Origin of the sequence: Flavobacterium cellulosilyticum (assembly GCF_004349355.1) — a bacterium.
GTDB lineage: Bacteria > Bacteroidota > Bacteroidia > Flavobacteriales > Flavobacteriaceae > Flavobacterium > Flavobacterium cellulosilyticum.
Genome location: NZ_SMFK01000007.1, coordinates 143,659 through 167,752, shown reverse-complemented (window position 1 = coordinate 167,752; position 24,094 = coordinate 143,659). Strand labels below are relative to the sequence as shown.

Annotated in this window: 28 protein-coding genes and 1 pseudogene; 21 read left to right on the top strand and 8 right to left on the bottom strand. The window is 33.6% G+C overall.

The window, feature by feature from the left end; translation table 11 throughout:
• Nucleotides 1-17: 17 nt before the first annotated feature.
• Nucleotides 18-776, top strand: coding sequence for a hypothetical protein (locus E0F76_RS12305; protein ID WP_132006325.1), 759 nt, complete (start codon nucleotides 18-20; stop codon nucleotides 774-776).
• Nucleotides 777-813: 37 nt separating this feature from the next.
• On the opposite strand, the gene E0F76_RS12300 is transcribed toward E0F76_RS12305, so the two are convergent.
• The gene (locus E0F76_RS12300; RefSeq protein WP_132006322.1) at nucleotides 814-2,091 is read right to left on the bottom strand and encodes a replication-associated recombination protein A; all 1,278 of its coding nucleotides are present in this window, start codon (nucleotides 2,089-2,091) and stop codon (nucleotides 814-816) included.
• 273 nt (nucleotides 2,092-2,364) lie between these two features.
• Here E0F76_RS12300 and E0F76_RS12295 point away from each other — a divergent pair, with 273 nt between their 5' ends.
• Nucleotides 2,365-3,123, top strand: coding sequence for a rhomboid family intramembrane serine protease (locus E0F76_RS12295; protein ID WP_132006319.1), 759 nt, complete (start codon nucleotides 2,365-2,367; stop codon nucleotides 3,121-3,123).
• 45 nt (nucleotides 3,124-3,168) lie between these two features.
• On the opposite strand, the gene rlmB is transcribed toward E0F76_RS12295, so the two are convergent.
• The 7 genes and pseudogenes from rlmB to E0F76_RS12255 form a co-directional block, all read right to left on the bottom strand.
• Complete coding sequence (rlmB, locus tag E0F76_RS12290; RefSeq protein ID WP_132006316.1) at nucleotides 3,169-3,903, bottom strand: 23S rRNA (guanosine(2251)-2'-O)-methyltransferase RlmB; 735 nt, start codon at nucleotides 3,901-3,903, stop codon at nucleotides 3,169-3,171.
• A 106-nt stretch (nucleotides 3,904-4,009) separates the two neighbouring features.
• Nucleotides 4,010-4,894: pseudogene (locus E0F76_RS19710) on the bottom strand (reprolysin-like metallopeptidase).
• Nucleotides 4,895-5,515: 621 nt separating this feature from the next.
• Complete coding sequence (locus E0F76_RS12275) at nucleotides 5,516-6,010, bottom strand: lipid-binding protein (RefSeq protein ID WP_132006307.1); 495 nt, start codon at nucleotides 6,008-6,010, stop codon at nucleotides 5,516-5,518.
• Between the two features lie 10 nt (nucleotides 6,011-6,020).
• Nucleotides 6,021-6,758 (bottom strand): immunoglobulin-like domain-containing protein, encoded by a 738-nt coding sequence (locus E0F76_RS12270; RefSeq protein ID WP_132006304.1) that lies wholly within the window; start codon nucleotides 6,756-6,758, stop codon nucleotides 6,021-6,023.
• A 4-nt stretch (nucleotides 6,759-6,762) separates the two neighbouring features.
• Entirely contained in the window at nucleotides 6,763-8,196 is a 1,434-nt protein-coding gene (locus E0F76_RS12265; RefSeq protein ID WP_132006301.1) for a SusD/RagB family nutrient-binding outer membrane lipoprotein, read from the bottom strand.
• Between the two features lie 12 nt (nucleotides 8,197-8,208).
• On the bottom strand, nucleotides 8,209-11,397 hold the full coding sequence (locus E0F76_RS12260; RefSeq protein WP_132006298.1) for a SusC/RagA family TonB-linked outer membrane protein: 3,189 nt from the start codon (nucleotides 11,395-11,397) through the stop codon (nucleotides 8,209-8,211).
• Nucleotides 11,398-11,784: 387 nt separating this feature from the next.
• Nucleotides 11,785-13,482, bottom strand: a complete 1,698-nt coding sequence (locus tag E0F76_RS12255; protein WP_246022051.1) for a BamA/TamA family outer membrane protein — start codon at nucleotides 13,480-13,482, stop codon at nucleotides 11,785-11,787.
• Nucleotides 13,483-13,751: 269 nt separating this feature from the next.
• Here E0F76_RS12255 and rpsL point away from each other — a divergent pair, with 269 nt between their 5' ends.
• The 19 genes from rpsL to rpsH all read left to right on the top strand — a co-directional run bounded on the left by rpsL (nucleotide 13,752) and on the right by rpsH (nucleotide 24,085).
• Entirely contained in the window at nucleotides 13,752-14,135 is a 384-nt protein-coding gene (gene rpsL, locus E0F76_RS12250; RefSeq protein ID WP_007136570.1) for a 30S ribosomal protein S12, read from the top strand.
• Nucleotides 14,136-14,208: 73 nt separating this feature from the next.
• Nucleotides 14,209-14,685 (top strand): 30S ribosomal protein S7, encoded by a 477-nt coding sequence (gene rpsG / locus E0F76_RS12245; RefSeq protein WP_132006292.1) that lies wholly within the window; start codon nucleotides 14,209-14,211, stop codon nucleotides 14,683-14,685.
• Nucleotides 14,686-14,695: 10 nt separating this feature from the next.
• On the top strand, nucleotides 14,696-16,852 hold the full coding sequence (fusA, locus tag E0F76_RS12240) for an elongation factor G (RefSeq protein WP_132006289.1): 2,157 nt from the start codon (nucleotides 14,696-14,698) through the stop codon (nucleotides 16,850-16,852).
• Between the two features lie 10 nt (nucleotides 16,853-16,862).
• A complete protein-coding gene (gene rpsJ / locus E0F76_RS12235) occupies nucleotides 16,863-17,168 on the top strand; it encodes a 30S ribosomal protein S10 (RefSeq protein ID WP_011963470.1) in 306 nt (101 codons plus the stop codon).
• Between the two features lie 157 nt (nucleotides 17,169-17,325).
• Entirely contained in the window at nucleotides 17,326-17,943 is a 618-nt protein-coding gene (rplC, locus tag E0F76_RS12230) for a 50S ribosomal protein L3 (RefSeq protein WP_132006286.1), read from the top strand.
• Entirely contained in the window at nucleotides 17,943-18,572 is a 630-nt protein-coding gene (rplD, locus tag E0F76_RS12225) for a 50S ribosomal protein L4 (RefSeq protein ID WP_132006283.1), read from the top strand. Before rplC ends, rplD begins: the two co-directional genes overlap by 1 nt.
• Before the next feature lie 6 nt (nucleotides 18,573-18,578).
• Complete coding sequence (rplW, locus tag E0F76_RS12220) at nucleotides 18,579-18,869, top strand: 50S ribosomal protein L23 (protein ID WP_132006280.1); 291 nt, start codon at nucleotides 18,579-18,581, stop codon at nucleotides 18,867-18,869.
• Between the two features lie 6 nt (nucleotides 18,870-18,875).
• Nucleotides 18,876-19,700 carry a 50S ribosomal protein L2 gene (gene rplB, locus E0F76_RS12215; protein ID WP_059114053.1) on the top strand — a complete coding sequence of 275 codons (825 nt, stop codon included), beginning with the start codon at nucleotides 18,876-18,878 and terminating at the stop codon, nucleotides 19,698-19,700.
• Nucleotides 19,701-19,706: 6 nt separating this feature from the next.
• On the top strand, nucleotides 19,707-19,985 hold the full coding sequence (gene rpsS, locus E0F76_RS12210) for a 30S ribosomal protein S19 (RefSeq protein WP_132006277.1): 279 nt from the start codon (nucleotides 19,707-19,709) through the stop codon (nucleotides 19,983-19,985).
• 6 nt (nucleotides 19,986-19,991) lie between these two features.
• Nucleotides 19,992-20,402 carry a 50S ribosomal protein L22 gene (gene rplV, locus E0F76_RS12205; RefSeq protein WP_132006274.1) on the top strand — a complete coding sequence of 137 codons (411 nt, stop codon included), beginning with the start codon at nucleotides 19,992-19,994 and terminating at the stop codon, nucleotides 20,400-20,402.
• A 5-nt stretch (nucleotides 20,403-20,407) separates the two neighbouring features.
• Nucleotides 20,408-21,163, top strand: coding sequence for a 30S ribosomal protein S3 (gene rpsC, locus E0F76_RS12200; protein WP_132006272.1), 756 nt, complete (start codon nucleotides 20,408-20,410; stop codon nucleotides 21,161-21,163).
• Nucleotides 21,164-21,182: 19 nt separating this feature from the next.
• Entirely contained in the window at nucleotides 21,183-21,608 is a 426-nt protein-coding gene (gene rplP, locus E0F76_RS12195; RefSeq protein ID WP_073370564.1) for a 50S ribosomal protein L16, read from the top strand.
• A gap of 13 nt (nucleotides 21,609-21,621) precedes the next feature.
• The gene (gene rpmC / locus E0F76_RS12190; RefSeq protein ID WP_035668115.1) at nucleotides 21,622-21,813 is read left to right on the top strand and encodes a 50S ribosomal protein L29; all 192 of its coding nucleotides are present in this window, start codon (nucleotides 21,622-21,624) and stop codon (nucleotides 21,811-21,813) included.
• 17 nt (nucleotides 21,814-21,830) lie between these two features.
• On the top strand, nucleotides 21,831-22,091 hold the full coding sequence (gene rpsQ / locus E0F76_RS12185) for a 30S ribosomal protein S17 (RefSeq protein ID WP_132006269.1): 261 nt from the start codon (nucleotides 21,831-21,833) through the stop codon (nucleotides 22,089-22,091).
• Nucleotides 22,092-22,093: 2 nt separating this feature from the next.
• The gene (rplN, locus tag E0F76_RS12180; RefSeq protein WP_026717863.1) at nucleotides 22,094-22,462 is read left to right on the top strand and encodes a 50S ribosomal protein L14; all 369 of its coding nucleotides are present in this window, start codon (nucleotides 22,094-22,096) and stop codon (nucleotides 22,460-22,462) included.
• A gap of 10 nt (nucleotides 22,463-22,472) precedes the next feature.
• A complete protein-coding gene (gene rplX / locus E0F76_RS12175; RefSeq protein ID WP_132006266.1) occupies nucleotides 22,473-22,787 on the top strand; it encodes a 50S ribosomal protein L24 in 315 nt (104 codons plus the stop codon).
• Nucleotides 22,788-22,789: 2 nt separating this feature from the next.
• Nucleotides 22,790-23,341: a 50S ribosomal protein L5 gene (gene rplE, locus E0F76_RS12170; RefSeq protein ID WP_132006264.1), complete on the top strand. Its 552-nt coding sequence runs from the start codon at nucleotides 22,790-22,792 to the stop codon at nucleotides 23,339-23,341.
• 3 nt (nucleotides 23,342-23,344) lie between these two features.
• A complete protein-coding gene (gene rpsN / locus E0F76_RS12165; protein WP_132006262.1) occupies nucleotides 23,345-23,614 on the top strand; it encodes a 30S ribosomal protein S14 in 270 nt (89 codons plus the stop codon).
• A 72-nt stretch (nucleotides 23,615-23,686) separates the two neighbouring features.
• Nucleotides 23,687-24,085, top strand: a complete 399-nt coding sequence (rpsH, locus tag E0F76_RS12160; RefSeq protein WP_132006259.1) for a 30S ribosomal protein S8 — start codon at nucleotides 23,687-23,689, stop codon at nucleotides 24,083-24,085.
• The last annotated feature ends 9 nt before the right edge of the window (nucleotides 24,086-24,094 follow it).

The window sequence follows — 24,094 nt, the reverse complement described above, 5'->3', positions numbered from 1 at the left end:
AAAATAAAATTATACACATGAAAAATAGCCTCTTATTCCTAATTTGTTTTATTGCCAGTAATTGTTTTTCACAATCCATAAATGATTATAAAGCTGTTATTATCCCAGTAAAATATGAATTTCAAAAATCAGAAAATCAATATCGACTTCAGACCAAAACAAAATCTTATTTGCAAACAGCTGGTATGACGGGTTTCTATGCTATTGAAACGATTCCAGCTGAATTTAATGATAGATGTAAATTACTATATATTGATGTAGTGGAAGATAAAGCATTTTTGACAACCAAAGTTTTTCTCCTTTTTAAGGATTGTAACGGCAAAATAATTTATCAATCTCCAGCCGGAAAAAGCAAAGAAAAACAATTTGATTCAGCCTATACTGAGGCATTAAATGAAGCCTTTAAATTTGTTGCTGATTTGAATTATAAATATAATGGTGGAAGCTCAAATACAAGTTCAATAACAACTACTTATTCTGCATCTACCGCTGCTGTTGCAGCTTCTCCGGTTCTAAATGTGCCTGTAACTACAGAAAACGCAACTGCCGAAAGCAATCTGAATGTTCTTTATGCGCAATCAACTACATATGGATATCAATTGATTGATAGTGAACCAAAAGTGATAATGAAATTGTATAAAACATCTAATCCTTCTAGTTTTATGGCGGTAAAAGGAACTATTCAAGGAGTTTTAGTTGCAAAAGAAAATCAATGGTTTTTTGAGTATTATCAAAATGATCAATTAATTTCAGAGAAGATCAGTGTTAAGTTTTAATTTTCTTAGCTGATTACTGATTACTGACCACTGAAAATTAATATCCATACTTACTTTTCCATCTGTTTTTCAAAAATTCTCTGGTGCTATTTTCTCGAGAATTGTTTCCAGGATTGTAGATCACCGTTTCTGAAATGGTATCAGGTAGAAATTCTTGTTCAGCAAAATTGTTGGTGTAATCGTGAGAATATTTATATTCTTCTCCATAACCTAATTCCTTCATTAATTTTGTAGGAGCATTTCGTAAATGAATAGGCACGGACAAATCTCCTGTTTGTTTAACTAACTGTTGGGCTGTGCCAATGGCTAAATAAGTGGTATTACTTTTAGGAGAAGTAGCTAAATATACCGCACACTGACTCAAAATAATTCTACTTTCGGGATAACCAATTGTGGCAACAGCCTGAAAAGTATTATTGGCCATGATAAAAGCTGTTGGATTGGCATTTCCAATGTCTTCACTCGACAAGATGAGCATTCTTCTAGCAATAAATTTCACATCTTCGCCACCTTCAATCATTCTCGCAAGCCAATAAACAGCACCATTTGGATCGCTACCTCGAATTGATTTTATAAATGCAGATACGATATCATAATGTTGTTCACCACTTTTGTCATACAATACCGTATTTTGTTGTACTAATGCAAAAACGCGATCATTTGTGATTTCAATTTCGTCTACATTAGAAGCGTTTACGACCAATTCAAAAATATTTAATAGTTTGCGTCCATCACCACCAGAAAGTCGCAGCAGCGCTTCTGTTTCGGTAAGTTTTATGTTTTTTGTTGCTAAAAAAGCATCTGTTTTCATAGCGCGGTACAACAAAGCTTCTAAATCAGATTTGGTAAAGGCATTCAAAATATAAACCTGACAGCGCGACAAAAGTGCCGGTATGACCTCAAAACTTGGGTTTTCAGTTGTAGCTCCAATTAATGTAATCCACCCTTTTTCGACAGCAGCAAGTAAAGAATCTTGTTGTGATTTGCTAAAACGATGAATCTCGTCGATAAAGAGTATAGGGTTTTTTGTGGTGAAAAGTCCTCCGCTTTGTTTCGCTTTTTCGATTACCTCACGAATGTCTTTCACACCGGAATTGATCGCACTCAAAATATAAAAAGGGCGTTTTGATTCTTGGGCGATAATTTGTGCCAATGTTGTTTTTCCTGTTCCTGGAGGTCCCCAAAAAATCAATGAAGGAATAATTCCTTTAACAATTTGCTGTGTTAATGATCCATTTGGACCTACTAAATGGGACTGACTGATATAGTCTTCTAAAATTTGAGGTCGTATGCGTTCTGCTAGTGGTGCTTCCATTTGTTTTTATATTCTATAATCTAAATTCGTTATCTTTAAATTGAAATTAAAAGAACTCCGTAAAATTACTATTTTTATTCGAAGCTAATCCAGCTCTTCACTATATCTTTTGCTTCCGTGAAAAACGGAACCAAAAGGATGCCGCTGCGATCTGGGCTAAAAACTTCGTCTACTATCACGATTTGTATTTAAATATGACAAAATAGCATTAATTTGTTTTTGGGTGTATTTTTGAGTAATTTAAAATTATAAATCAAATTTTTAAAAATTTTAATGAACGACAACCATTTCAAATATTCAAATTCTGTAATAGCACTACCACTTTTTTTTGTGTGGTTTTTGTGGTTTGTGTATTGGTTACAAATCAAATTTGATTTTGATTTTTACGAACATGGAATAGAACCCAGAACAATTTCAGGCTTGCAAGGTGTTATTTTTAGCCCATTTATTCACTCGGACTTGGAGCATTTATACAATAATTCGATTCCCTTACTTATTTTATTAGCGGCATTACGTTATTTTTATTCTAAACAATCTATGGATGTTATTGGTTATGGAATTTTACTTTCAGGAATAATAACATGGGTTATTGGTAGAGAAAGTTATCACATTGGTGCCAGTAGTTTAATCTATGTATTGGTGAGTTTTATATTTTTTAAAGGAATTCAAACTAAGTATTATAGATTAGTTGCCTTATCGCTAACTGTTGTGGTTGTTTATGGGGGTTTGGTTTGGTATATTTTTCCTAAAGTAGAAGAACAAATATCTTGGGAAGGACATTTGGCTGGTTTAATAACTGGATTTGTGCTTTCTATATTATATAAAACACCTGAATACAAAAAGATAATCAAATACGATTGGGAATCCCCTGATTTTAATCCAAATGAGGATAAGTTTATGCAGCGTTTTGACGAAGAAGGTAATTTTGTTAATATACCTGATATTGAAATAGAGGAAGAGATACAAAACTATTATTCGACAATAAGTTACACTATTATTGAAAACAAAGAAAAGGATTCAAAACAAGAGTAATGAATCCTTTTTATTATTTTATATTTAAAATCTGCAATCTGCAATCTAAGACCTTTGTCTTACTGCTTCATATAAAAAAGCACCACATGCCACAGAAACATTGAGAGATCCAATCGTTCCAAACATTGGTAGTTTAGCTTTTTCATCTACAATTTTTAAAACCGAAGGATTGATTCCTCTGTCCTCAGATCCCATAATAATGGCAACACCTTCTTTTAAATCAACATCATAAATATTTATTTCTGTTTTTTCTGTTGCTGCAACTGTTTTTACTCCTGAACCTTGAAGATAGAAAATGGCGTCTTTAATATGTTCTACTTTGCAAATAGGAACATTAAATACTGCTCCGGCTGAAGTCTTAACGGTATCTCCATTTACTGGAGCTGAACCAGCTTTTTGAACAATAATTCCATTTACACCAGTACATTCAGCAGTTCTGATTATGGCACCAAAATTACGTGCATCTGATATTTGATCCAAAATTAAAAACAGAGGTGTTTTACCAGATGATATTGTAGATTCAACTAAATGTTCTAAATCCATAAACCCAATTGGAGAAATAGAAGCTACTGCACCTTGATGGTTGTTTGGTGTTAATCGATTTAATTTTTCTACAGGAACATAAGAGAAATTAATATTGGCGCGTTTCATGACTTTCATCAAGTCCTTCATTAATTCACCTGAGATTTCTTTTTGTATAAATACTTTGTCGACTTCTTTCCCTGATTGTATTGCCTCAATAATGGCGCGTATTCCAAATATTAAATGTTCTTTTTCCATGGTGCAAATATAGTTTTTTGTTTTGGATAATCTAAATTTTCTATTTTTTTGAAAATAAAAGGGTAGCGTAAAACGGTACCCTTTTATTTGAATCTTTAATTTTATATTACTCAATCATAATTTTTCTATCTAATTTTCTATCTCCAACATTAAAAGTAAGTAGATGGTAGACAGAAGCAATATTTTTTAATTGAATGTTTTCATTAAATATAGGACTATTTCTAGAACAGGTTTTGTTTGCAAGAACACTTTGTATTTGTGTAATAGTATTTACACTATAATAGTTGTCAACATGTTCTTGAATATTTAATGTACTATGAGTAGCTACTCCAGCATATCCCATAATTGTTGATCCAGTTCCAGGCTCAATATTAGCTCTTCGGCCTTCAACTTTATATAAAAAAGTGTGATTTGCTCCCAATTGATGACCCATTTCATGAGATACAACGTCAATATCGTAATCACGTCCTTCAGGAGTATTTCTATAAGTGGCAGACCATTCGCTTCTTTTTCCTCTTGGCACAGATGTAGTAGGATTTACACAGATACAGCCTATGCAACCCGCATTACCTACTCCTCCTGAGCAACTTAATAAATGGCCGACATCATAACTTGAATTTCCAATAGTGGAGGTTTAATTATTTTGTAATTCTAAATTCCATGTTGCTCCATTAGTATTGTCAGGACCTGTAGCAGCATCTGAATACGGATCTGTAAGAGGGCCTAAATAGATTAACAAATCATTGTTGGTAATAATTTCAAATTTAACAGCTAGTTCTTTGCCTAGAATTCCATTTATGCGTGTCATTGAGGTATTCATACCTGCTAATGCTCCAGCAACAGTTCCTCCATAATATTTGGTATATTCACCATTACAAGATAATGCTAATCTAAATGTTCTGAAAACCTTGTCGTTAGCTTTGACTTTATAGGTTGTTTTTTGTAATTGTTTATTTAATTCGACAACTTCTGTGGAACAAGCTGTTGGCAAATTTCCAGTTGAACGGTTTTTCGAAGAAATAAGTTTGTAAACAGTATTTATTTTCGAATAAGATTCAATAAATTATGAATCTTTAATCGCTCTTAAAGCCATAGTTTGTAAGCCATTGGGAGAAAAACTAAAATAGGCTGTAGCTTATCAATCTGAAAGGTCTACTCCTTTATAGGATTTTATTTCTGGATATTTTGCTTGTAATTCCGGAGGAAAATTCGAAGATTCACGAATTACATATCGTTCTATAGTTCCATTGGCATTAGGAATACTTAGTTCTATGCTTTCTTGTGTTGTGTTGTCTTGAATTTGTGATAAGTTTTTTTTAAATATGTTTCATCTAATTGAAATAATAGTATGTCTTCCGTAATTATTTATTTCAATAAGAGTAAGATCTTTTGTGTTAATTTTTTTTCATAGCGGGTCACTTTGTGATTGATTTATAATTGGAATTAAGATTAAAATAGTAGTTAATATAATTTTTTTCATACAATATGTTTTTTTTAAGTAGTGTATTGAAATATAGGTTATTAAGGTTAATTACCGATAATTAACATCACAAGTTCATAAAAAAAAACCACCACGCTGGCGTGATGGTTTTAAATTAATAATTAGTGAATACTAGTATTCGTCTTCCAAGAAACCAGTTCTTTTATGACCAACAAAAGTTAATTTTGTTCCTGCATCATAACTAAATACTGCTTTAAAAGAAATTTTATCAACAACGTGTCCAGCTTTAGATTTTCCTGCACCTTTTTCAATTTTTCCTTCAGTAATAGTAACTGTACCAGAATCAATTGTGTTAGGTTGAGCTGTAGCTGTAAAAGTTCCGTCTGCAAGATTTACAGTGATTTTACATTTCAAATACCAACCATGTTTAGCATCATCTATCCACATGGTATTATCATTTGCCGCTGTGTTATAGGTATAATGCAATGCATTTGCTACTTGAACCTTACCAGTTGCATCTGTAATTGTAATAAACCAATCGCCAGAAAAATCTTTAGTGGTTGTTCCTCCAATAGTTGGATTTCCTCCCTCATCACAAGAAGAGAACGAAGTAAGTATAAGAATACCAAAAAGGATTTTTATAATATTATTTTTTATTAATTTCATCTTTATTGTTTTAAGGTTGAACTTGTTTTAAGGTCGAAACGAATGTGTAAGCTGTTGGTGCTGTCCATGTACAAGTTAATACTAAAGTTTTTGTTGCTGCATTCACAGTTAAATCTGTAATTTTAGCAACTCCTCCAAAATATTTATTAGTTAATGGATTACCTGGGAAAGTAAAATTATTTGTTGTAATATTTATTGCATTTATTGTCCCTCCTGGAGTTTCTGAACTTCCTATTGCTCTACCATATTCATACCAACCACCAAAAGCATCCGATATTTGATAGGTACCATCTGTGTTTTTCCAGATATAAATATATTTAATATCAATATAGGTTGAGCCTGGTGTTACACCGTTTCTAGCTACAGTAGAAGTATATAGTCCTTCTATACTATTGATTAAATCACCGTTTTTATATACTATAACTTTTCTAGATCCACTTCCAACAAAACCATCAGCATTTTTTGCGCTATATGTCACAAAATATTCATCCACTTTGTTTGTGTCTAATGATGTTGTTCCTCTATATTTCCCTAAAGCAGCAGTTGTATGAGTAATTACAGTTGATCCTGCTTTTGCTACAGCTCCAGGATCTGTATATGGTGTTCCCAATAAAACAAAAAATGGGTTAGCTCCTGAAATAGTAAATACAGGAAAATAAGTTATTCTAGACACATTATCAGTGTCGACCGTAGTACAAGCTGTAAAAAATGTGCCTGTAATAAATAGTGCTATGATTATTTTTTTCATAATGTTAGTTTTTTGCCCACCAAACTGGGGTTGTTAATGTTACTAAAGCCGGGGCATTTGAATTAGCGTTTCGCTCTACTAGAGGATAAACTATTCTTTTTGGAAATAAACCTAAGGTAGTTCCGTTTTTAGCATATACAAATTGTCCAGGAATATAAGCAGCACTTGTTGAATACACTGTTGATGTTTTAGGATAACCTGTTCTGTTTTTTTCAAAAAAGGCTTCATAACCATTTCCTGGGAAACTAGCAATCCATTTTTGAGTAATGATAGCCTCTACCTTTTGTTCAAGAGTTCCAGTAGTTGGGTAAGCATATTTTCCTGATACAAAAGTAGATCCAACTAAACCATATCTAGTAAAATTAGCATTTACAGCAGCTTCATATAATGATTTACCACCTGTTCCAAATCTCTCCATAGCCTCAGCTTGTAAAAACAAACTATTTTCTTTACTCATTAATAGAGCTGGAGTAGTGGCACTTAAGTTGACAATTGCAATTGTTCCAGCACCTACTGTACTGTCGTAATCTCCTTGGTTAAGAGAATTTCCTGCAAGATAATATTTTGTTTTTCGTGTGTCACCATTATTATCAAAATAGGATGCAAGAGTTGCACTCATTCTCATGTTTGTTGCAACATTTAATCTTCGGTTGTTGTATTCATACAAAGGATTACTTTGATTGATAGCGTCTGTAAATTGAGTCATTCCCGCATCAACAGATAAGAATTGTGTACCTGCAGCTATCATTTGTTTAATTCCATCAGAGGCAATTGTAGCTCGTGCACTATAAATTTGACGCAAATAAATTTTTAACTTCAAAGTATTTGCAAATTTAGTCCAATTGGACATATTTCCAGCAAATATTAAATCGTCACTACCTGGAATTGTACCTTTAGAAGCAGCCAATGATTTCGAAAGTGCATCGTTCAAATCTTCAATCATATAAGTATAAACTTCCTCTCCAGTATTGAATTTAGGCTCTAATATAGAAGGATTATTAGCTTCTTTGTAAGGAATACTACCATATAAATCGGTCAATATTTGAGAGGCTTGTACTTCAAGAATAGTAGCTATTAAATAATAGTTCCAATTTTCTTCTGCAAGAGCTCTTCTTTTTACGTTTCTAATATCTCCTAAACCATCATACATTCCAGTCCATATGAAATTATAGTCTGATGTACCTATAGAATAATTATCAATAAATTTGTATTGATTTGCTGCATTACTTTGAGTCCAATATTGCGACCACATACCTCCAATGATTGACATTGCAGCTCCTTCAGATCCAATGATGCCTGTAATACCCGCTGGTAACTGAGCTGATAATGGCACAGTGCTTGGGCTAAGAGAATCTGGATCCCTGTTAATATCTAAATCTGAACTACATCCTACGAAAGTAGTAGATAAAACTAATATACTAATTATAAATTTTTTCATTTTGTCTCTTTTTTAAAATGTTAGTTTAATGCTAGCACCATAAGTTCTTTGTGTAGGGTTTGCTGCAAATTCTCCTTGCTCACTTAATAATCCAACACCATAAGTGGATAATTCAGGATCTACATAGGAGTTGTCATTTGGTGTCCAAAGCGCTAAGTTTTTTCCATAAAGGCTAAATGTAGCATTTTGTAACCCCATTCTTTTAATGGATGCTGAAGGGAAACTATAAGTTAAAGACACAGATCTTAATCTAACAAATGATTTGTCTATAACTTGTTGTTCTTCTATACCAGGATTGTTCGTGGTATTATAAAAATTGGTTTGATTTTCAAAAGATACAGCTTTTGTGTTTTCAGCATAACCAGTAACTGCACCACTCCCATCTTTAACTTCAATAACAGAGTTTGGAACGATAAAAGTATTTCTACCATTATAAGTAGTTTCTTTACCATTTCCTGTAAAGTAAGATAGTCTTTTTGTATAGGAATACATTGATCCACCTTGTTTCCAATCAAGTCCAGCTGTCAATGTCAAGTTTTTGTAAGTAATTTTATTGTTGAAACCCATAATAAAATCTCTTTCTGATGTTCCTATTATTTTCTCATCAGTCGAAACTTTATAGTATCCATTTGCATCAACAATAGTTTCACCTTTGTCATTTTTTTCTACTGTATGAGCTGAAAACACACCTAAGTGCTCACCTTTTACTGCATTAAAGGTAATATTGTAATTAGATGCAAGTAATTGTTTGGTTCCACCACCTAAAATATCTGTTACTTCAGAAATGTTTTTTGTAAATGTAGTAGTGAAATCCCATTGGAAATTATCTGTTCTAACAGGCACCAAAGTTAAAGCAATCTCAACTCCTTTATTATTTAAATCAATAATGTTTGCTGTTTGAGAAGTATATCCTGTAGAAGGTGCAACTGGTCGTGCCCACAATACATCTTTTGAAGCTTTATTGTATACTGCTAAGTCAAGATTAATTCTTTTTCTAAAGAAAGTAGATTCTAAACCTAATTCATATTCCGTAGTTCTTTCAGGTTTTAAATTTGAATTACCTAAGTTTGCAGAAAATTCATACCCATTTACTCCTCCAATAGGAAGTAAAATATTTCCAAAACCTAAAGCGGAATTACCTTGTATCATAGAAGATTCTGTTTGATAAGGCGCAGTGTCATTTCCAAGTTCAGCATAACTAGCTCTTATTTTTAAGAATGTTTGCACATTATCAATAACGATACCGCTTAATGCTGCAGAAGGGTAGAAATAAGAATTATTACCTATTGGCAAAGTTGAAGTCCAGTCATTTCTTCCAGTTAATGTCAAATAAAGTAAATTTTTATAAGAACCTTCTAATGAAGCATAAGTACTATAAGATTTTCTATTTGAATTGCTTTGAGCAACTGTTGGTTTCACAGATGAGTTAGAAAGCTCATAAAAATAAGGAATGTCTAAATTTGTGATTGCAGCTATTAATGATGAACTTTTTCTTTGATTGCTATTATAACCAACAAGAGCATTAATTCCAAAATCCTCTCCTATTTTATTGCTATAGTTTAAGATTAAATTCGTGTCAAACTCTGAATTCTCATAAGATCTTTCAGTAACTCCCCCTACAATTTCGTTTGTACCAGCAAGTTTTTGCGGAGAATTAGGCAAGAATTTTACGATGGCACCATAGGATTTAACCTTTTCAGCTTTGTAATCACCACCCAATTGAAAACTAGCTGAAAAATGATCATTTATTTTATAAGATAAATTGGTGTTACCATAAAAACGATTTCCATCAATAGAGGTTGAATTTTCATTTACTGTCCAATACGGATTAGATGCATAAGGTGTAAAAAAGTTGCTATTTGAAGCATAAGGATTGTTTTTGTAATCTTTTTGGTCTACAATACTTATGTCTCTTGGCATTTGCAAAATTTCTGCTGTTAAGATATTTCCTTCTCCTGCATCAGAACCTTGTCCGGTGTTTACAGCATTTTGGTCTTTCTTAACATAAGTAACATTTCCTTTAATAGTCAATTTCCCTTCTGTAATTCCACCGTTTATACCATATGTTCTTCTTTTATAGGCATCAGCGGATGTTGGGATAATTCCATCTGAATTAACATCTGAAAAAAACAAAGAAAAATTTGATCTTTCTCCACCACCACTAACTCTTACGTCATTTGTAAATGTGCTTCCCAAAACATAAAAGTCTCTAACGTTATTTTTAAGTGCAACATAAGGCTTGATTTGTTGACCAGCATTAATAATAGCACCGTGTAACCTTATTTCTCCATTAAATGCAGGTCCCCAAGAACCATTTTCATTACTTGATGTGTTTGGACTATTTGACCAAGACGACCAAGATTTTCCATTCCATCCTTCTCCAAATTCATTTTGAAGGTGTGGGATCCTTGCTACTTCAGCAAAATCGGTAGAAGTCATAACCTCTACAATCATTTTAGAATTATTTTTTGCTGATTTTGTGGTAATTAATATAACACCATTCGAAGCTCTAGAGCCATATAATGCAGATGCAGCGGCTCCTTTTAATATTGTAATACTCTCAATGTTGTTTGGATCAATATCTCCAATTCCATTTCCAGCATCGAAACTTCTTGTGACACCAGTTCCACTTGAACTAGTATTGCTAATTGGAGTTCCATCTACTATATATAAAGGGCTATTTCCTGATAGGGAACTAAATCCTCTAATAATAACTTTTGAAGATGCTCCAACCTGAGCAGGCGCTGTAATATCAACACCGGCTACTTTTCCAGATAAAGATTCAAACACGTTTGTGTTGGTAACCTCTGTAAGATCTTTTGAAGTTACTAAAGAAGTAGCAGAACTTACAGATCTTTTTTGTTTTTTCTGACCAAAAGCAGTTACGACCACTCCTTCTAGTTCTACTGCATCAGATTGCATTTTTACTTTTACGGTAGTTGAAGTGGCTTTAACTTCTTGGGTTTTCATTCCAATGTAGCTAAAAACCAAGACTTGACTTGGGGTTGCTCTGATAGAATATTTTCCGTCAAAATCAGTTTGAGTTCCAGATTGTGTACCCTTTACTAATACACTTACGCCTGGTAAAGGCATTCCTGCATTGTCAGAAACAACACCCGAAACAGCTCTTTCCTGCGCAAAAGAAATTTGCGCTACTAGTATTATTACTAATACTAAGAATCCATTTAACTTTAGTTTCATTTTTAATTATTTTGAATTAGTGAAACAAAAATCTTAATAATTTGTTAACTTTCCTAACAATTGTCATTTTATTTTATGCGTGCATACGAATTTTAACATTTAACAATTGCCGTATATAATGTTATAAAAAATTATTTTTTTTTTTTAAATTTATTCAATACTTTGTAGTTTAGAAGGTTAATTATGATAAAACTTAGTGAACAATTAATTTTTTAAGATTTTTAATCTTTTTTAAAAATAGCGGTTATTCTTAGTTATGATTGAATCGAATATGTTCTTTTAGAAATTTAGTATCTTTAAATCAAGTTTTCGTTGTAATTTGTTAGCACATCAAGCTGATTGAATGTTGGTGTATTTCTTGTCAAGCTATTGTTCTATTGGTAGTTATTAAAATTTAACATTGTAGTTAATGTTTACAATCGTATTGGTTGATTTAAAGTTTTGGTTCTTTGTGGCTCCATTGGTAAAACTTAATTTTAAAAGCCCGCTTTTGGTTTGTATTCCAAAACCAAAACCGACTCCTAATAAATTTCCGAAGTTTTCAGACGTTTTATCTTGGTAATATCCATAATCAAGAATTGTATGTATGTAGAGTTCTGGAGATATTATGTATCGGTATTCCGTGGCTAGGGATGATATGAAACTTGCTTGTAGGCTGTTTTCGGCAAAACCTCTAATCGTGTTCGTGCCACCAAATCGGTACAGTTCATTTATTATATAGGTGTCGCTTTTTAAATAATAATTATGATAATTTATGTTAATACAATTTTTTTTGTTCAAGTAGAAATTATGCATTGCATTTGTATTGACGTAGAACTGTTTGTTGTTTCTAGTATTTTCTGTAAGATTCGGAGTGGTTCTTTTTCCGTATCCAATAGTTATCGAAAGATTTGTTTTTTTAGAAAAAATGGAATTTGAAGTATCGTATTTTGAAAATTCTAAGTTCGATGTTATAAACGAGTTTTTGTAATCGCTAATTGTAGTGTTGTTTGTGTTTTGAATATCACTTGATTCTGTAGATTGATATCCTAAGTAGATTCTTGTATTGTAATTTATTAAATAACCTAAAGCAATAGCTGTTTTAGTGTTTTGATAAATGCTATCTTGTTTGAAGATTTGTAATTGTGCTTTTATTCCAATTGGGATATTGAATAAATAGGGGATTTCTAAGGTGGTTTTAAACGTTTTTTGATTTTTTCCATCGCTTTTCCAATACAGTGAAAATTGCTCTCCAACTTTAAGTGTATTTTCAAGATTGAGATCTAAGTAACCGTTAATAACTAATTTATTGTTTTCATTATTTGTAAAGCCAATGTATCCGTCAAAAGTATTTGAGTTTCTTTTTTCTAAATACACATAAACTTTGGTGGTGTCTTTTGTGAGTAGTATTTCGGGGTATTTTATTTGGCTGACAAATCTAAATTCTTCAAATTCATCGTGGATTTTTCTAACTACATCTTGATTAAAAATGTTATTGTTGAACTTTCGGTTTATTTGATGTAAATGTCCTTCTGGAAAACTGTTTTTTTTATTGTCATCATTAAATTTTACAATAATGGCATTTAATTGTCTTTTTTGATTTGGGTTGTAGTATAGATCAGCGATAAGAGTTTGTCCATGGATTTGAATATTGATTAATTTCAGTTTTGCTAAAGCAAACCCTTTGTTTTCTAGTTTTTGCATCGTCAGATTTAAAAATTTTTCTGTTTCGTTGAATGCGATTTTAATTGTGTCGTTTTTTAAATCTAATGAAAGTGTATTTTTAATTTCAGAATTTATACCTATATATAGGTGTGCCCAATTTATTTTTTTGCCAATGCTCAATGTAGTTATATAGCTAGAATCATTTAATTTTTTATTTTCAAAGATTTTATTTTCAATATATCCAATTTTTGCAAGTCGTTCAGATGTCAATTCTATTTCGTCAGTTAATGATTTTATGTTATTATGTTTTTGATTATAATTTATAGAATCAATGACTTTATTTTCAATTGAAGTTTTCCCAACAAGTTGTAATGTGAATTTTTGGGCAGTCATGTTTAATCCAAAAAAGCAGAATGATAAAGTGATGATAAAATGTTTCAATTGGATTTAGTTTTTATAAATATAACGCAAAATAGTATTCTTTCATATATTAAATTTGATGTTGAAAAATATTGTTGAAACAGCAGCAAAACGGGTGTTTTGTTTTTAGTGATTTTTTCATATCGACTATTCTGTATTCCATTAATAAACAAATATTTAATTACTGTAAAAATTAATGCATTATGGTTTGTTAAGTGAAAAATAATTTTTACATTTGCAACCCCGTAAAAAGCGGGAAGTTTAATATATAAGAAATTTTAGTATTAATTATGCCAACAATTCAACAATTAGTAAGAACAGGAAGAACTCAGATAACTAAGAAGAGTAAATCGGTTGCTTTAGATTCTTGTCCTCAAAGAAGAGGGGTTTGTACGCGTGTTTACACTACTACACCAAAAAAACCAAACTCTGCAATGCGTAAAGTAGCGCGTGTACGTTTGACAAATGGTAATGAAGTAAATGCCTATATCCCTGGTGAAGGACACAATTTACAAGAGCACTCGATAGTATTAGTTAGGGGTGGAAGGGTTAAAGATTTACCAGGAGTTAGATACCACATCGTTCGTGGTGCGCTTGATACATCAGGTGTAGCGGGAAGAACGCAAAGAAGATCTAAGTATGGTGCTAAACGCCCAAAAGAAGCAAAAAAGTAATTTAAAACGTTATGCTTGTAAAGGCACGATTCGTCGTGACTGTATGGGTATGAAATTTTATTAAAAAAAAGAAATGAGAAAAAGAGCGGCAAAGAAAAGACCACTTTTACCAGATCCAAGGTTTAATGACCAATTGGTAACACGTTTTGTAAACAACTTAATGTGGGACGGTAAAAAATCAACAGCTTTTAAAGTATTTTATGATGCAATTGACATTATAGAATCAAAAAAGCAAGATGCAGAAAAACCATCATTAGAAATCTGGAAAGATGCTTTAACTAACGTTATGCCTCACGTAGAAGTGCGTAGTCGTAGAGTAGGTGGAGCGACATTCCAAATTCCAATGCAAATTCGTCCAGACAGAAAAATTTCTATGGCGATGAAGTGGTTGATACTTTATGCAAGAAGAAGAAATGAGAAATCTATGGCTCAAAGACTAGCGTCTGAATGTTTAGCTGCGGCTAAAGAAGAAGGTGCTGCTGTTAAAAAGAGAATGGATACTCATAAGATGGCTGAAGCGAATAAAGCATTCTCACATTTTAGATTTTAATTAATAAGAAATGGCTAGAGATTTAAAATATACAAGAAATATAGGAATTGCTGCTCACATTGATGCTGGTAAAACAACAACAACGGAGCGTATATTATTCTACACTGGAAAGTCGCATAAAATTGGTGAAGTACACGATGGTGCTGCAACAATGGACTGGATGGCACAAGAGCAAGAAAGAGGTATTACCATTACTTCTGCTGCGACAACTTGTGAGTGGAATTTCCCAACTACACAAGGTAAGTTATTACCTGAAAGTTTACCATACCACTTTAATATTATTGACACACCGGGTCACGTAGATTTTACTGTAGAGGTAAATCGTTCATTACGTGTTCTTGATGGGTTGGTTTTCTTGTTTAGTGCTGTTGATGGTGTTGAGCCACAATCAGAAACGAACTGGAGGCTTGCTGATCAATACCATGTACCGCGTATTGGTTTTGTGAATAAAATGGATAGACAAGGTTCTAACTTTTTGATGGTTTGTCAACAAGTAAGAGATATGTTAAAATCAAATGCAGTTGCAATCACTTTGCCAATTGGTGAAGAAAATGATTTCAAAGGTGTTGTAGATTTAGTTAAAAACCAAGCTATTGTTTGGCATGAAGAAGGTTTAGGGGCTACTTATGATATTGTGCCTATTCCTGAAGATATGCTTGAAGAAGTGAAAGAATACAGATCGATTCTTATTGAGGCAGTAGCTGATTATGATGAGAACTTGCTTGAAAAATTCATGGAAGATGAAAACTCTATTACAGAGGAAGAAATCAACACTGCGTTAAGAGCTGCTGTAATGGATATGGCTATCATTCCTATGATTGCTGGTTCTTCTTTCAAAAACAAAGGAGTTCAATTCATGTTAGATGCGGTATGTAAATACTTACCATCTCCAATGGATAAAGCAGGTATCGAAGGAATTCATCCTGATGATGCTGAACTTTTAGAAGAAGATCAAACTAAAATATTACGTAAACCAGATGTGAAAGAGCCTTTCGCTGCTTTAGCATTTAAGATTGCTACTGACCCATTCGTAGGTCGTTTGGCTTTCTTCCGTGCTTATTCAGGAAGACTTGATGCAGGTTCTTACGTTTTAAATACTCGTTCTGGTAATAAAGAAAGAATTTCTCGTATCTATCAAATGCACGCGAACAAACAAAACCCAATCGATTATATCGAAGCAGGTGATATTGGAGCGGCAGTTGGATTTAAAGATATTAAAACTGGAGATACATTGTGTGATGAAAAACACCCAATTATTCTTGAGTCTATGAAATTCCCTGCACCGGTAATTGGTATTGCAATTGAGCCTAAAACAAAAGCTGACGTAGATAAAATGGGTATGGCTTTAGCTAAATTAGCTGAAGAAGATCCAACGTTTACAGTTAGAACTGATGAAGCTTCAGGGCAAACAATTATCTCAGGTATGGGAGAGCTTCACTTAGATATCTTAGTTGATAGAATGCGTCGTGAATTTAAAGTTGAAGTGAACCAAGGTGAGCCTCAAGTTGAATACAAAGAAGCGTTTACTAAAAAAGCACAGCACAGAGAGACTTACAAGAAACAATCTGGTGGTCGTGGAAAATTCGGTGATATCGTATTTGTTCTTGAGCCAGCAGATGAAGTAGATGGTAAAGCACCAGTTGGATTACAATTTGTGAATTCAGTAAAAGGAGGAAATGTTCCTAAAGAATATATTCCATCAGTTGAAAAAGGTTTCCGTGAAGCTATGAAAACTGGTCCATTAGCTGGATACCAAGTGGATAGTTTGAAAGTAACTTTATTAGATGGATCTTTCCACCCTGTGGATTCTGATGCTCTTTCTTTTGAATTAGCAGCTAGAATGGGATACAGAGAAGTAGCAAAAGCTGCAGGTGCTGTAATTCTTGAGCCAATCATGAAAATGGAAGTTATTACGCCAGAAGAAAACATGGGAGATATCGTTGGAGATATTAACCGTCGTAGAGGTCAAGTAAATGACATGGGAGATAGAGCAGGTGCTAAAACTATTAAAGCTGATGTGCCATTGTCAGAAATGTTTGGATATGTAACAACATTAAGAACGTTATCTTCAGGTCGTGCAACATCTACAATGGAATTTTCACACTACGCTGAAACGCCTTCTAATATTTCAGAAGCAGTAATCAAAAAAGCAAAAGGAAACGCTTAATTTTAAGAAAATGAGTCAAAAAATCAGAATAAAACTAAAATCTTACGATCACATGTTGGTAGACAAGTCTGCTGAAAAGATTGTAAAAACCGTAAAAAGCACTGGAGCAGTAGTAACAGGACCAATTCCTTTACCAACTCACAAAAAACTTTTTACAGTACTTCGTTCTCCACACGTTAACAAAAAAGCGAGAGAGCAATTTGAAGTAATGTCATACAAGAGATTAATTGACATTTATTCATCATCATCTAAAACTATTGATGCTTTGATGAAATTAGAATTGCCAAGTGGTGTTGAAGTAGAAATCAAAGTTTAGGTAGTTTATTTTAAAGGAAAAGAACGCTGTTTTTAAACGAAAATTATTTTTTAGGTTTATGTGTAAAAAAAGTATACTTTTGCACCACTTAAAAAAATAAGGTTCGCTTAAAAGCTGCGTTCTATATTTTGTATTTAATAATTAATAAATAATAATTATGTCTGGGTTAATTGGTAGAAAAATCGGCATGACCAGCATTTTCGACGAAAACGGGAAAAATATTCCTTGTACAGTAATCGAAGCTGGACCATGTGTTGTTACCCAAGTCAGAACCAAAGGTGTTGACGGGTATGAAGCGTTGCAACTTGGTTTCGATGACAAAAACGAGAAACATTCCACAAAAGCGGCCGTAGGTCACTTTGCGAAAGCAGGAACTGTAGCTAAGAAAAAAGTCGTTGAATTCCAAAATTTTGCAACCCAACAAAAATTAGGTGACGTTATTGACGTGTCTATGTTTGTTGAAGGAGAATTTGTAGATGTACAAGGTGTATCTAAAGGTAAAGGTTTTCAAGGGGTTGTTAAACGTCACGGTTTTGGTGGTGTTGGTCAAGCAACTCACGGTCAACACAACCGTTTAAGAGCGCCAGGTTCTGTAGGAGCTTCATCTTATCCATCTAGAGTATTCAAAGGAATGCGTATGGCTGGACGTATGGGAGGCGAAAATGTAAACGTTCAAAACCTTAGAGTTTTAAAAGTAGTGACTGAAAAGAACCTACTTGTTATTAAAGGGTGTATTCCTGGATGTAACAACTCTTATGTAATCATTCACAAGTAATGGAAGCAAAAGTATTAGATTTCAACGGAAAAGATACTGGAAGAAAAGTACAACTTTCTGATTCAGTATTTGGTATAGAACCAAACAATCACGCGGTATATCTTGATGTAAAGCAATATCTTGCTAATCAAAGACAAGGAACTCACAAAGCTAAAGAAAGAGCTGAAGTTACGGGTAGTACACGTAAGATTAAAAAACAAAAAGGAACTGGAACTGCTCGTGCGGGTAGTATCAAAAATCCATTGTTTAAAGGTGGAGGAACAGTTTTCGGACCAAGACCAAGAAGTTATTCATTCAAATTGAATAAAAGCTTGAAACGTTTGGCAAGAAAATCTGCTTTCTCAATTAAAGCAAAAGAAGCAAATATTATTGTTCTTGAAGACTTTAGTTTTGATGCGCCAAACACTAAAAATTTCATCAATATTTTGAAAGCTTTAGAGTTAGAAAATAAAAAATCTCTTTTTGTGCTGGGCGATACGAATAAAAATGTATATTTGTCCTCACGCAATTTAAAGGCATCTAGCGTAGTAAGTAGCTCAGAATTAAGCACTTACGCTATATTAAATGCTAATAATTTAGTGCTTTTAGAGAGTTCTTTAGAGGTAATTGAAGAAAATTTAAGTAAATAATAGGAGATGAGCATTATAATTAAGCCTATAGTAACGGAAAAAGTAACCAAAGAAAGTGAAGTTTTAAACCGTTTTGGGTTCGTTGTTAATAAAAAAGCAAACAAAGTTGAAATTAAGAAAGCTGTTGAAGCTGCTTATGGAGTAACTATTGTGAGTGTAAACACAATGAATGTAAGACCAGATAGATCTACAAAATACACTAAAAGTGGTTTGATCAGTGGAAAGACAAACGCAATTAAAAAAGCAATTGTACAAGTACAAGAAGGACAAACAATTGATTTTTACAACAATATCTAAGATAATATGTCAGTAAGAAAATTAAAACCTATTACCCCAGGTCAGCGATTTAGAGTTGTGAATGGTTATGACGCCATTACAACTGATAAGCCGGAACGCTCTTTGATAGCGCCGATAAAAAACTCTGGAGGTAGAAATAGTCAAGGAAAGATGACCATGCGTTATACGGGTGGTGGTCACAAGCAGAGATATCGTATCATTGATTTCAAACGTACAAAAGAAGGAATTCCAGCTACAGTGAAATCAATCGAATATGATCCAAATCGTACTGCGTTTATCGCTTTATTAGCATATGCTGATGGTGAGAAAACTTATGTAATTGCTCAAAACGGATTGAAAGTTGGTCAGAAATTAGTTTCTGGTCCAGAATCTCAACCTGAAATTGGAAATACATTACCATTAAGCAGAATTCCATTAGGAACTGTAATTTCTTGTATCGAATTGAGACCAGGACAAGGAGCGGTAATTGCTCGTTCTGCTGGAACATTTGCTCAATTAATGGCAAGAGATGGTAAATATGCAACAATCAAAATGCCATCTGGTGAAACAAGATTAATCTTGTTGACTTGTTCTGCTACAATTGGAGCAGTTTCAAATTCAGACCATCAATTAGTTGTATCTGGTAAAGCAGGTAGGACAAGATGGTTAGGAAGAAGACCTAGAACAAGACCAGTAGCAATGAACCCTGTCGATCACCCAATGGGTGGTGGTGAAGGACGTTCTTCTGGAGGACATCCACGATCTAGAAACGGTATACCTGCTAAAGGTTATAGAACACGTTCTAAGAAAAACCCGAGTAACAAGTATATTGTAGAACGTAGAAAGAAATAATAAGATATGGCACGTTCATTAAAAAAAGGACCTTTCGTTCATTATAAGTTAGAAAAGAAGGTTGAAGAAAACATAGAAAAAGGGAATAAAGGAGTAGTAAAGACTTGGTCTAGAGCTTCTATGATTACTCCTGACTTTGTTGGACAAACAATCGCAGTTCATAACGGTCGTCAATTTGTACCAGTTTACGTAACAGAAAACATGGTAGGTCACAAATTAGGAGAGTTTTCACCAACAAGATCATTTAGAGGTCACGCTGGAGCAAAAAATAAAGGTAAAAAATAAGAAGCAATGGGAGTTCGTAAAAGAGAAACAGCAGACGCGAGAAAAGAGGCTAATAAGTCACTTGCTTTCGCAAAATTGAATAACTGCCCTACTTCACCTAGAAAAATGCGCTTAGTAGCGGACTTGGTAAGAGGTCAGAAGGTAGAAAGAGCACTTAACATATTAAGATTTAGTTCTAAAGAAGCTTCAAGAAAATTAGAGAAATTGGTTTTATCTGTAATTGCCAACTGGCAAGCGAAAAACCCTGATGCTAATATGGAAGAAGCTGGTTTATTTGTTAAAGAGATTAGAGTAGATGGTGGAATGATGTTGAAAAGACTTCGTCCAGCTCCACAAGGTCGCGCTCACAGAATTAGAAAACGTTCAAACCACGTAACAATCGTGTTAGGATCTATTAATAACACACAAGCAATTTAATAAAGATGGGACAAAAGACAAATCCAATTGGAAATAGACTTGGTATCATCAGAGGATGGGACTCAAACTGGTATGGTGGAAATGATTACGGTGATAAATTAGCCGAAGATTATAAAATCAGAAAGTATATCCATGCTCGTTTATCAAAAGCTAGTGTATCAAAAGTAATCATCGAGAGAACTTTGAAACTTGTAACCGTTACTATCACTACTGCTAGACCTGGTATTATTATCGGAAAAGGTGGCCAAGAGGTAGACAAGTTGAAAGAGGAACTTAAGAAAGTTACTGACAAAGAGGTTCAAATCAACATCTTTGAAATAAAAAGACCTGAACTTGACGCGTATCTAGTTGCTACAAGCATCTGTCGTCAAATCGAAAGCCGTATTTCTTACAGACGTGCAATCAAAATGGCTATTGCTGCTTCTATGCGTATGAACGCTGAAGGTATCAAAGTTTTGATTTCTGGTCGTTTGAATGGTGCAGAGATGGCTCGTTCAGAGGGTTTCAAAGAAGGAAGAGTGCCTCTATCAACTTTCAGAGCTGATATTGATTATGCTTTGGCTGAAGCACATACTACTTATGGTAGAATGGGTATCAAAGTATGGATCATGAAAGGTGAAGTTTATGGAAAGAGAGATCTTTCTCCACTTGCAGGAATGGATAAAAAACAATCCGGTTCTGGTAAAGGTGGCGATTCTCCAAGAGGAGACAGAAAACCTTTTAACAAAGGTGGTAAACCAGACGCTCGTAAACGAAAGTAAATTTTTAAACTAAAGAAAAATGTTACAGCCTAAAAGAACAAAATACCGTAAGGTACAAAAAGGTAAAATGAAAGGGAACTCTCAAAGAGGACATGAACTTTCTAATGGAATGTTTGGTATTAAATCTGTACATGAAGATGGAATGTTCTTAACCTCTCGTCAAATCGAAGCTGCGCGTATCGCTGCAACTCGTTTTATGAAAAGAGAAGGACAATTATGGATTAAAATATTTCCAGACAAACCAATCACAAAGAAACCTCTTGAGGTACGTATGGGTAAAGGAAAAGGAGCAGTAGAATATTGGGCTGCCGTTGTTAGACCCGGAAGAATTATGTTTGAAGTTGGAGGAGTACCTTTGTCAGTTGCAAAAGAGGCGTTACGTCTTGCAGCACAAAAACTTCCATGTAAAACTAAATTCGTTGTTGCTAGAGATTTCGAAGCATAATTAATAATATATTATGAAACAATCAGAAATAAAAGATCTTTCTGCAGCAGAGTTGCAAGAAAAACTTAGTCAAACTAAGAAGGCATATGCCGACCTAAAAATGGCTCACGCTATTTCTCCAATTGAGAATCCACTTCAAATTAGAAGTGTAAGAAGAACAGTTGCAAGATTAGCTACAGAACTTACTAAAAGAGAGTTACAATAATTGTAGTCTACTGAAAGATGGAAGAAAAAAGAAATTTAAGAAAAGAAAGAATTGGGGTTGTTACTTCAGACAAAATGGATAAATCTATTGTTGTTGCTGAAGTTCGTAGAGTAAAACATCCCTTATACGGTAAGTTCGTGTTGAAGACAAAAAAATATCATGCACACGACGAAAAAAACGACTGTAACATTGGAGATACTGTAAGAATTAGCGAAACGCGTCCTTTAAGTAAAACAAAATGTTGGAGGTTAGTTGAAATCATTGAAAGAGCTAAATAATTATGGTACAACAAGAATCAAGACTAAAAGTAGCAGATAATACGGGAGCAAAAGAAGTTTTAACTATCCGTGTTTTAGGAGGTACCAAAAGAAGGTATGCCTCTGTTGGTGACAAGATTGTAGTTTCTATCAAAGATACTGCTCCTAACGGAAGCGTTAAAAAAGGAGCTGTTTCAACTGCAGTTGTTGTACGTACCAAAAAAGAAGTGAGAAGAGCCGATGGTTCTTATATCCGTTTCGATGACAATGCATGTGTTCTTTTGAATGCTGCAGGGGAAATGAGAGGAACTCGTGTTTTTGGACCAGTAGCAAGAGAACTTCGTGAAAAACAATTCATGAAAATTGTATCATTAGCACCAGAAGTGCTTTAATTATTTTAAGATGATAAAGCTAAAAATAAAAACAGGAGATATCGTAAGAGTTATTGCTGGAGACCATAAAGGTGCAGAAGGTAAAGTATTACGTGTTTACCGTGAGAAAAATAAAGCCGTCGTTGAAGGTGTAAACATGGTTTCAAAACATACGAAACCAAGTGCAAAAAGCCCTCAAGGTGGTATTGTAAAGAAAGAAGCTTCTATTCAAATATCTAATATTTCTCTAATTGATCCTAAAACTAAGGAAACAACAAGAGTAGGAATTAGAGTTGAAGGAGATAAGAAAGTAAGATTTTCAAAAAAATCTAATCAAGTACTATAGTAATGGCATATATACCTAGACTAAAAGAAGAATATAAGAGTAGAGTTATCTCTGCTCTTAAAGAAGAATTCGGATACACAAACGTAATGCAAGTTCCAAAACTGGAAAAAATCGTTTTAAGTAAAGGAGTTGGTGCAGCTGTATCTGATAAAAAACTAATTGACTATGCAGTTGATGAGTTAACAAAGATAACTGGACAGAAAGCAATATCTACAATTTCAAAGAAAGACGTTGCGTCTTTCAAATTGAGAAAAGGGATGCCTATTGGAGCAAAAGTAACTTTGCGTGGAGAAAGAATGTATGAATTTCTAGATAGATTAGTTACATCTTCTTTGCCACGTGTAAGGGATTTCAGCGGTATAAAAGCTACTGGATTTGACGGAAGAGGAAACTATAATCTTGGTGTTTTGGAGCAAATCATTTTCCCAGAAATTGATATTGATAAAGTAAACAAAATATCAGGTATGGATATCACTTTTGTAACTTCTGCCAAAACAGATAAGGAAGCAAAGTCATTATTGACTGAATTAGGATTACCTTTTAAAAAGAATTAAGATATGGCTAAAGAATCAATGAAAGCCCGTGAGGTGAAGAGAGAAAAAACGGTAGCAAAGTATGCTGAGAAAAGAAAAGCTTTGAAAGAAGCTGGAGATTCTGTAGGTTTGCAAAAGTTACCTAAAAATGCTTCACCAGTTCGTTTACACAATCGTTGTAAAATAACAGGTAGACCAAGAGGTTATATACGTCAATTTGGCGTTTCGCGTGTAACATTTCGTGAAATGGCAAATAACGGATTGATACCAGGTGTTAAAAAAGCATCTTGGTAATAAATAATTATAAATTGGTTTAAGGTTCGATGAAAGAGTTTCATTGAAAACCAAGACCGCAAATTAATAAAAATGAATACAGATCCTATTGCAGATTATTTAACGAGAGTTAGAAACGCTGTGGCTGCAAACCACAAAGTTGTCGAAATTCCAGCATCTAATCTAAAAAAAGAAATAACTAAGATCTTATTTGATCAAGGATATATCTTAAGTTACAAATTTGAAGACAACTCTGTTCAGGGTTCAATCAAAATAGCTTTAAAGTACGATAAAGTTACTAAAGAGCCAGTAATTAAAGATATCCAAAGAATTAGTAAACCAGGTTTACGTAAATATTCAGGTTCTTCAAACATCCCAAGAATCCTTAACGGATTAGGAATTGCAATTGTTTCAACATCTAAAGGTCTTATGACTGGGAAATTGGCAAAACAATTGAATGTAGGTGGTGAAGTAATTTGTTACGTATACTAATTAAAAGAC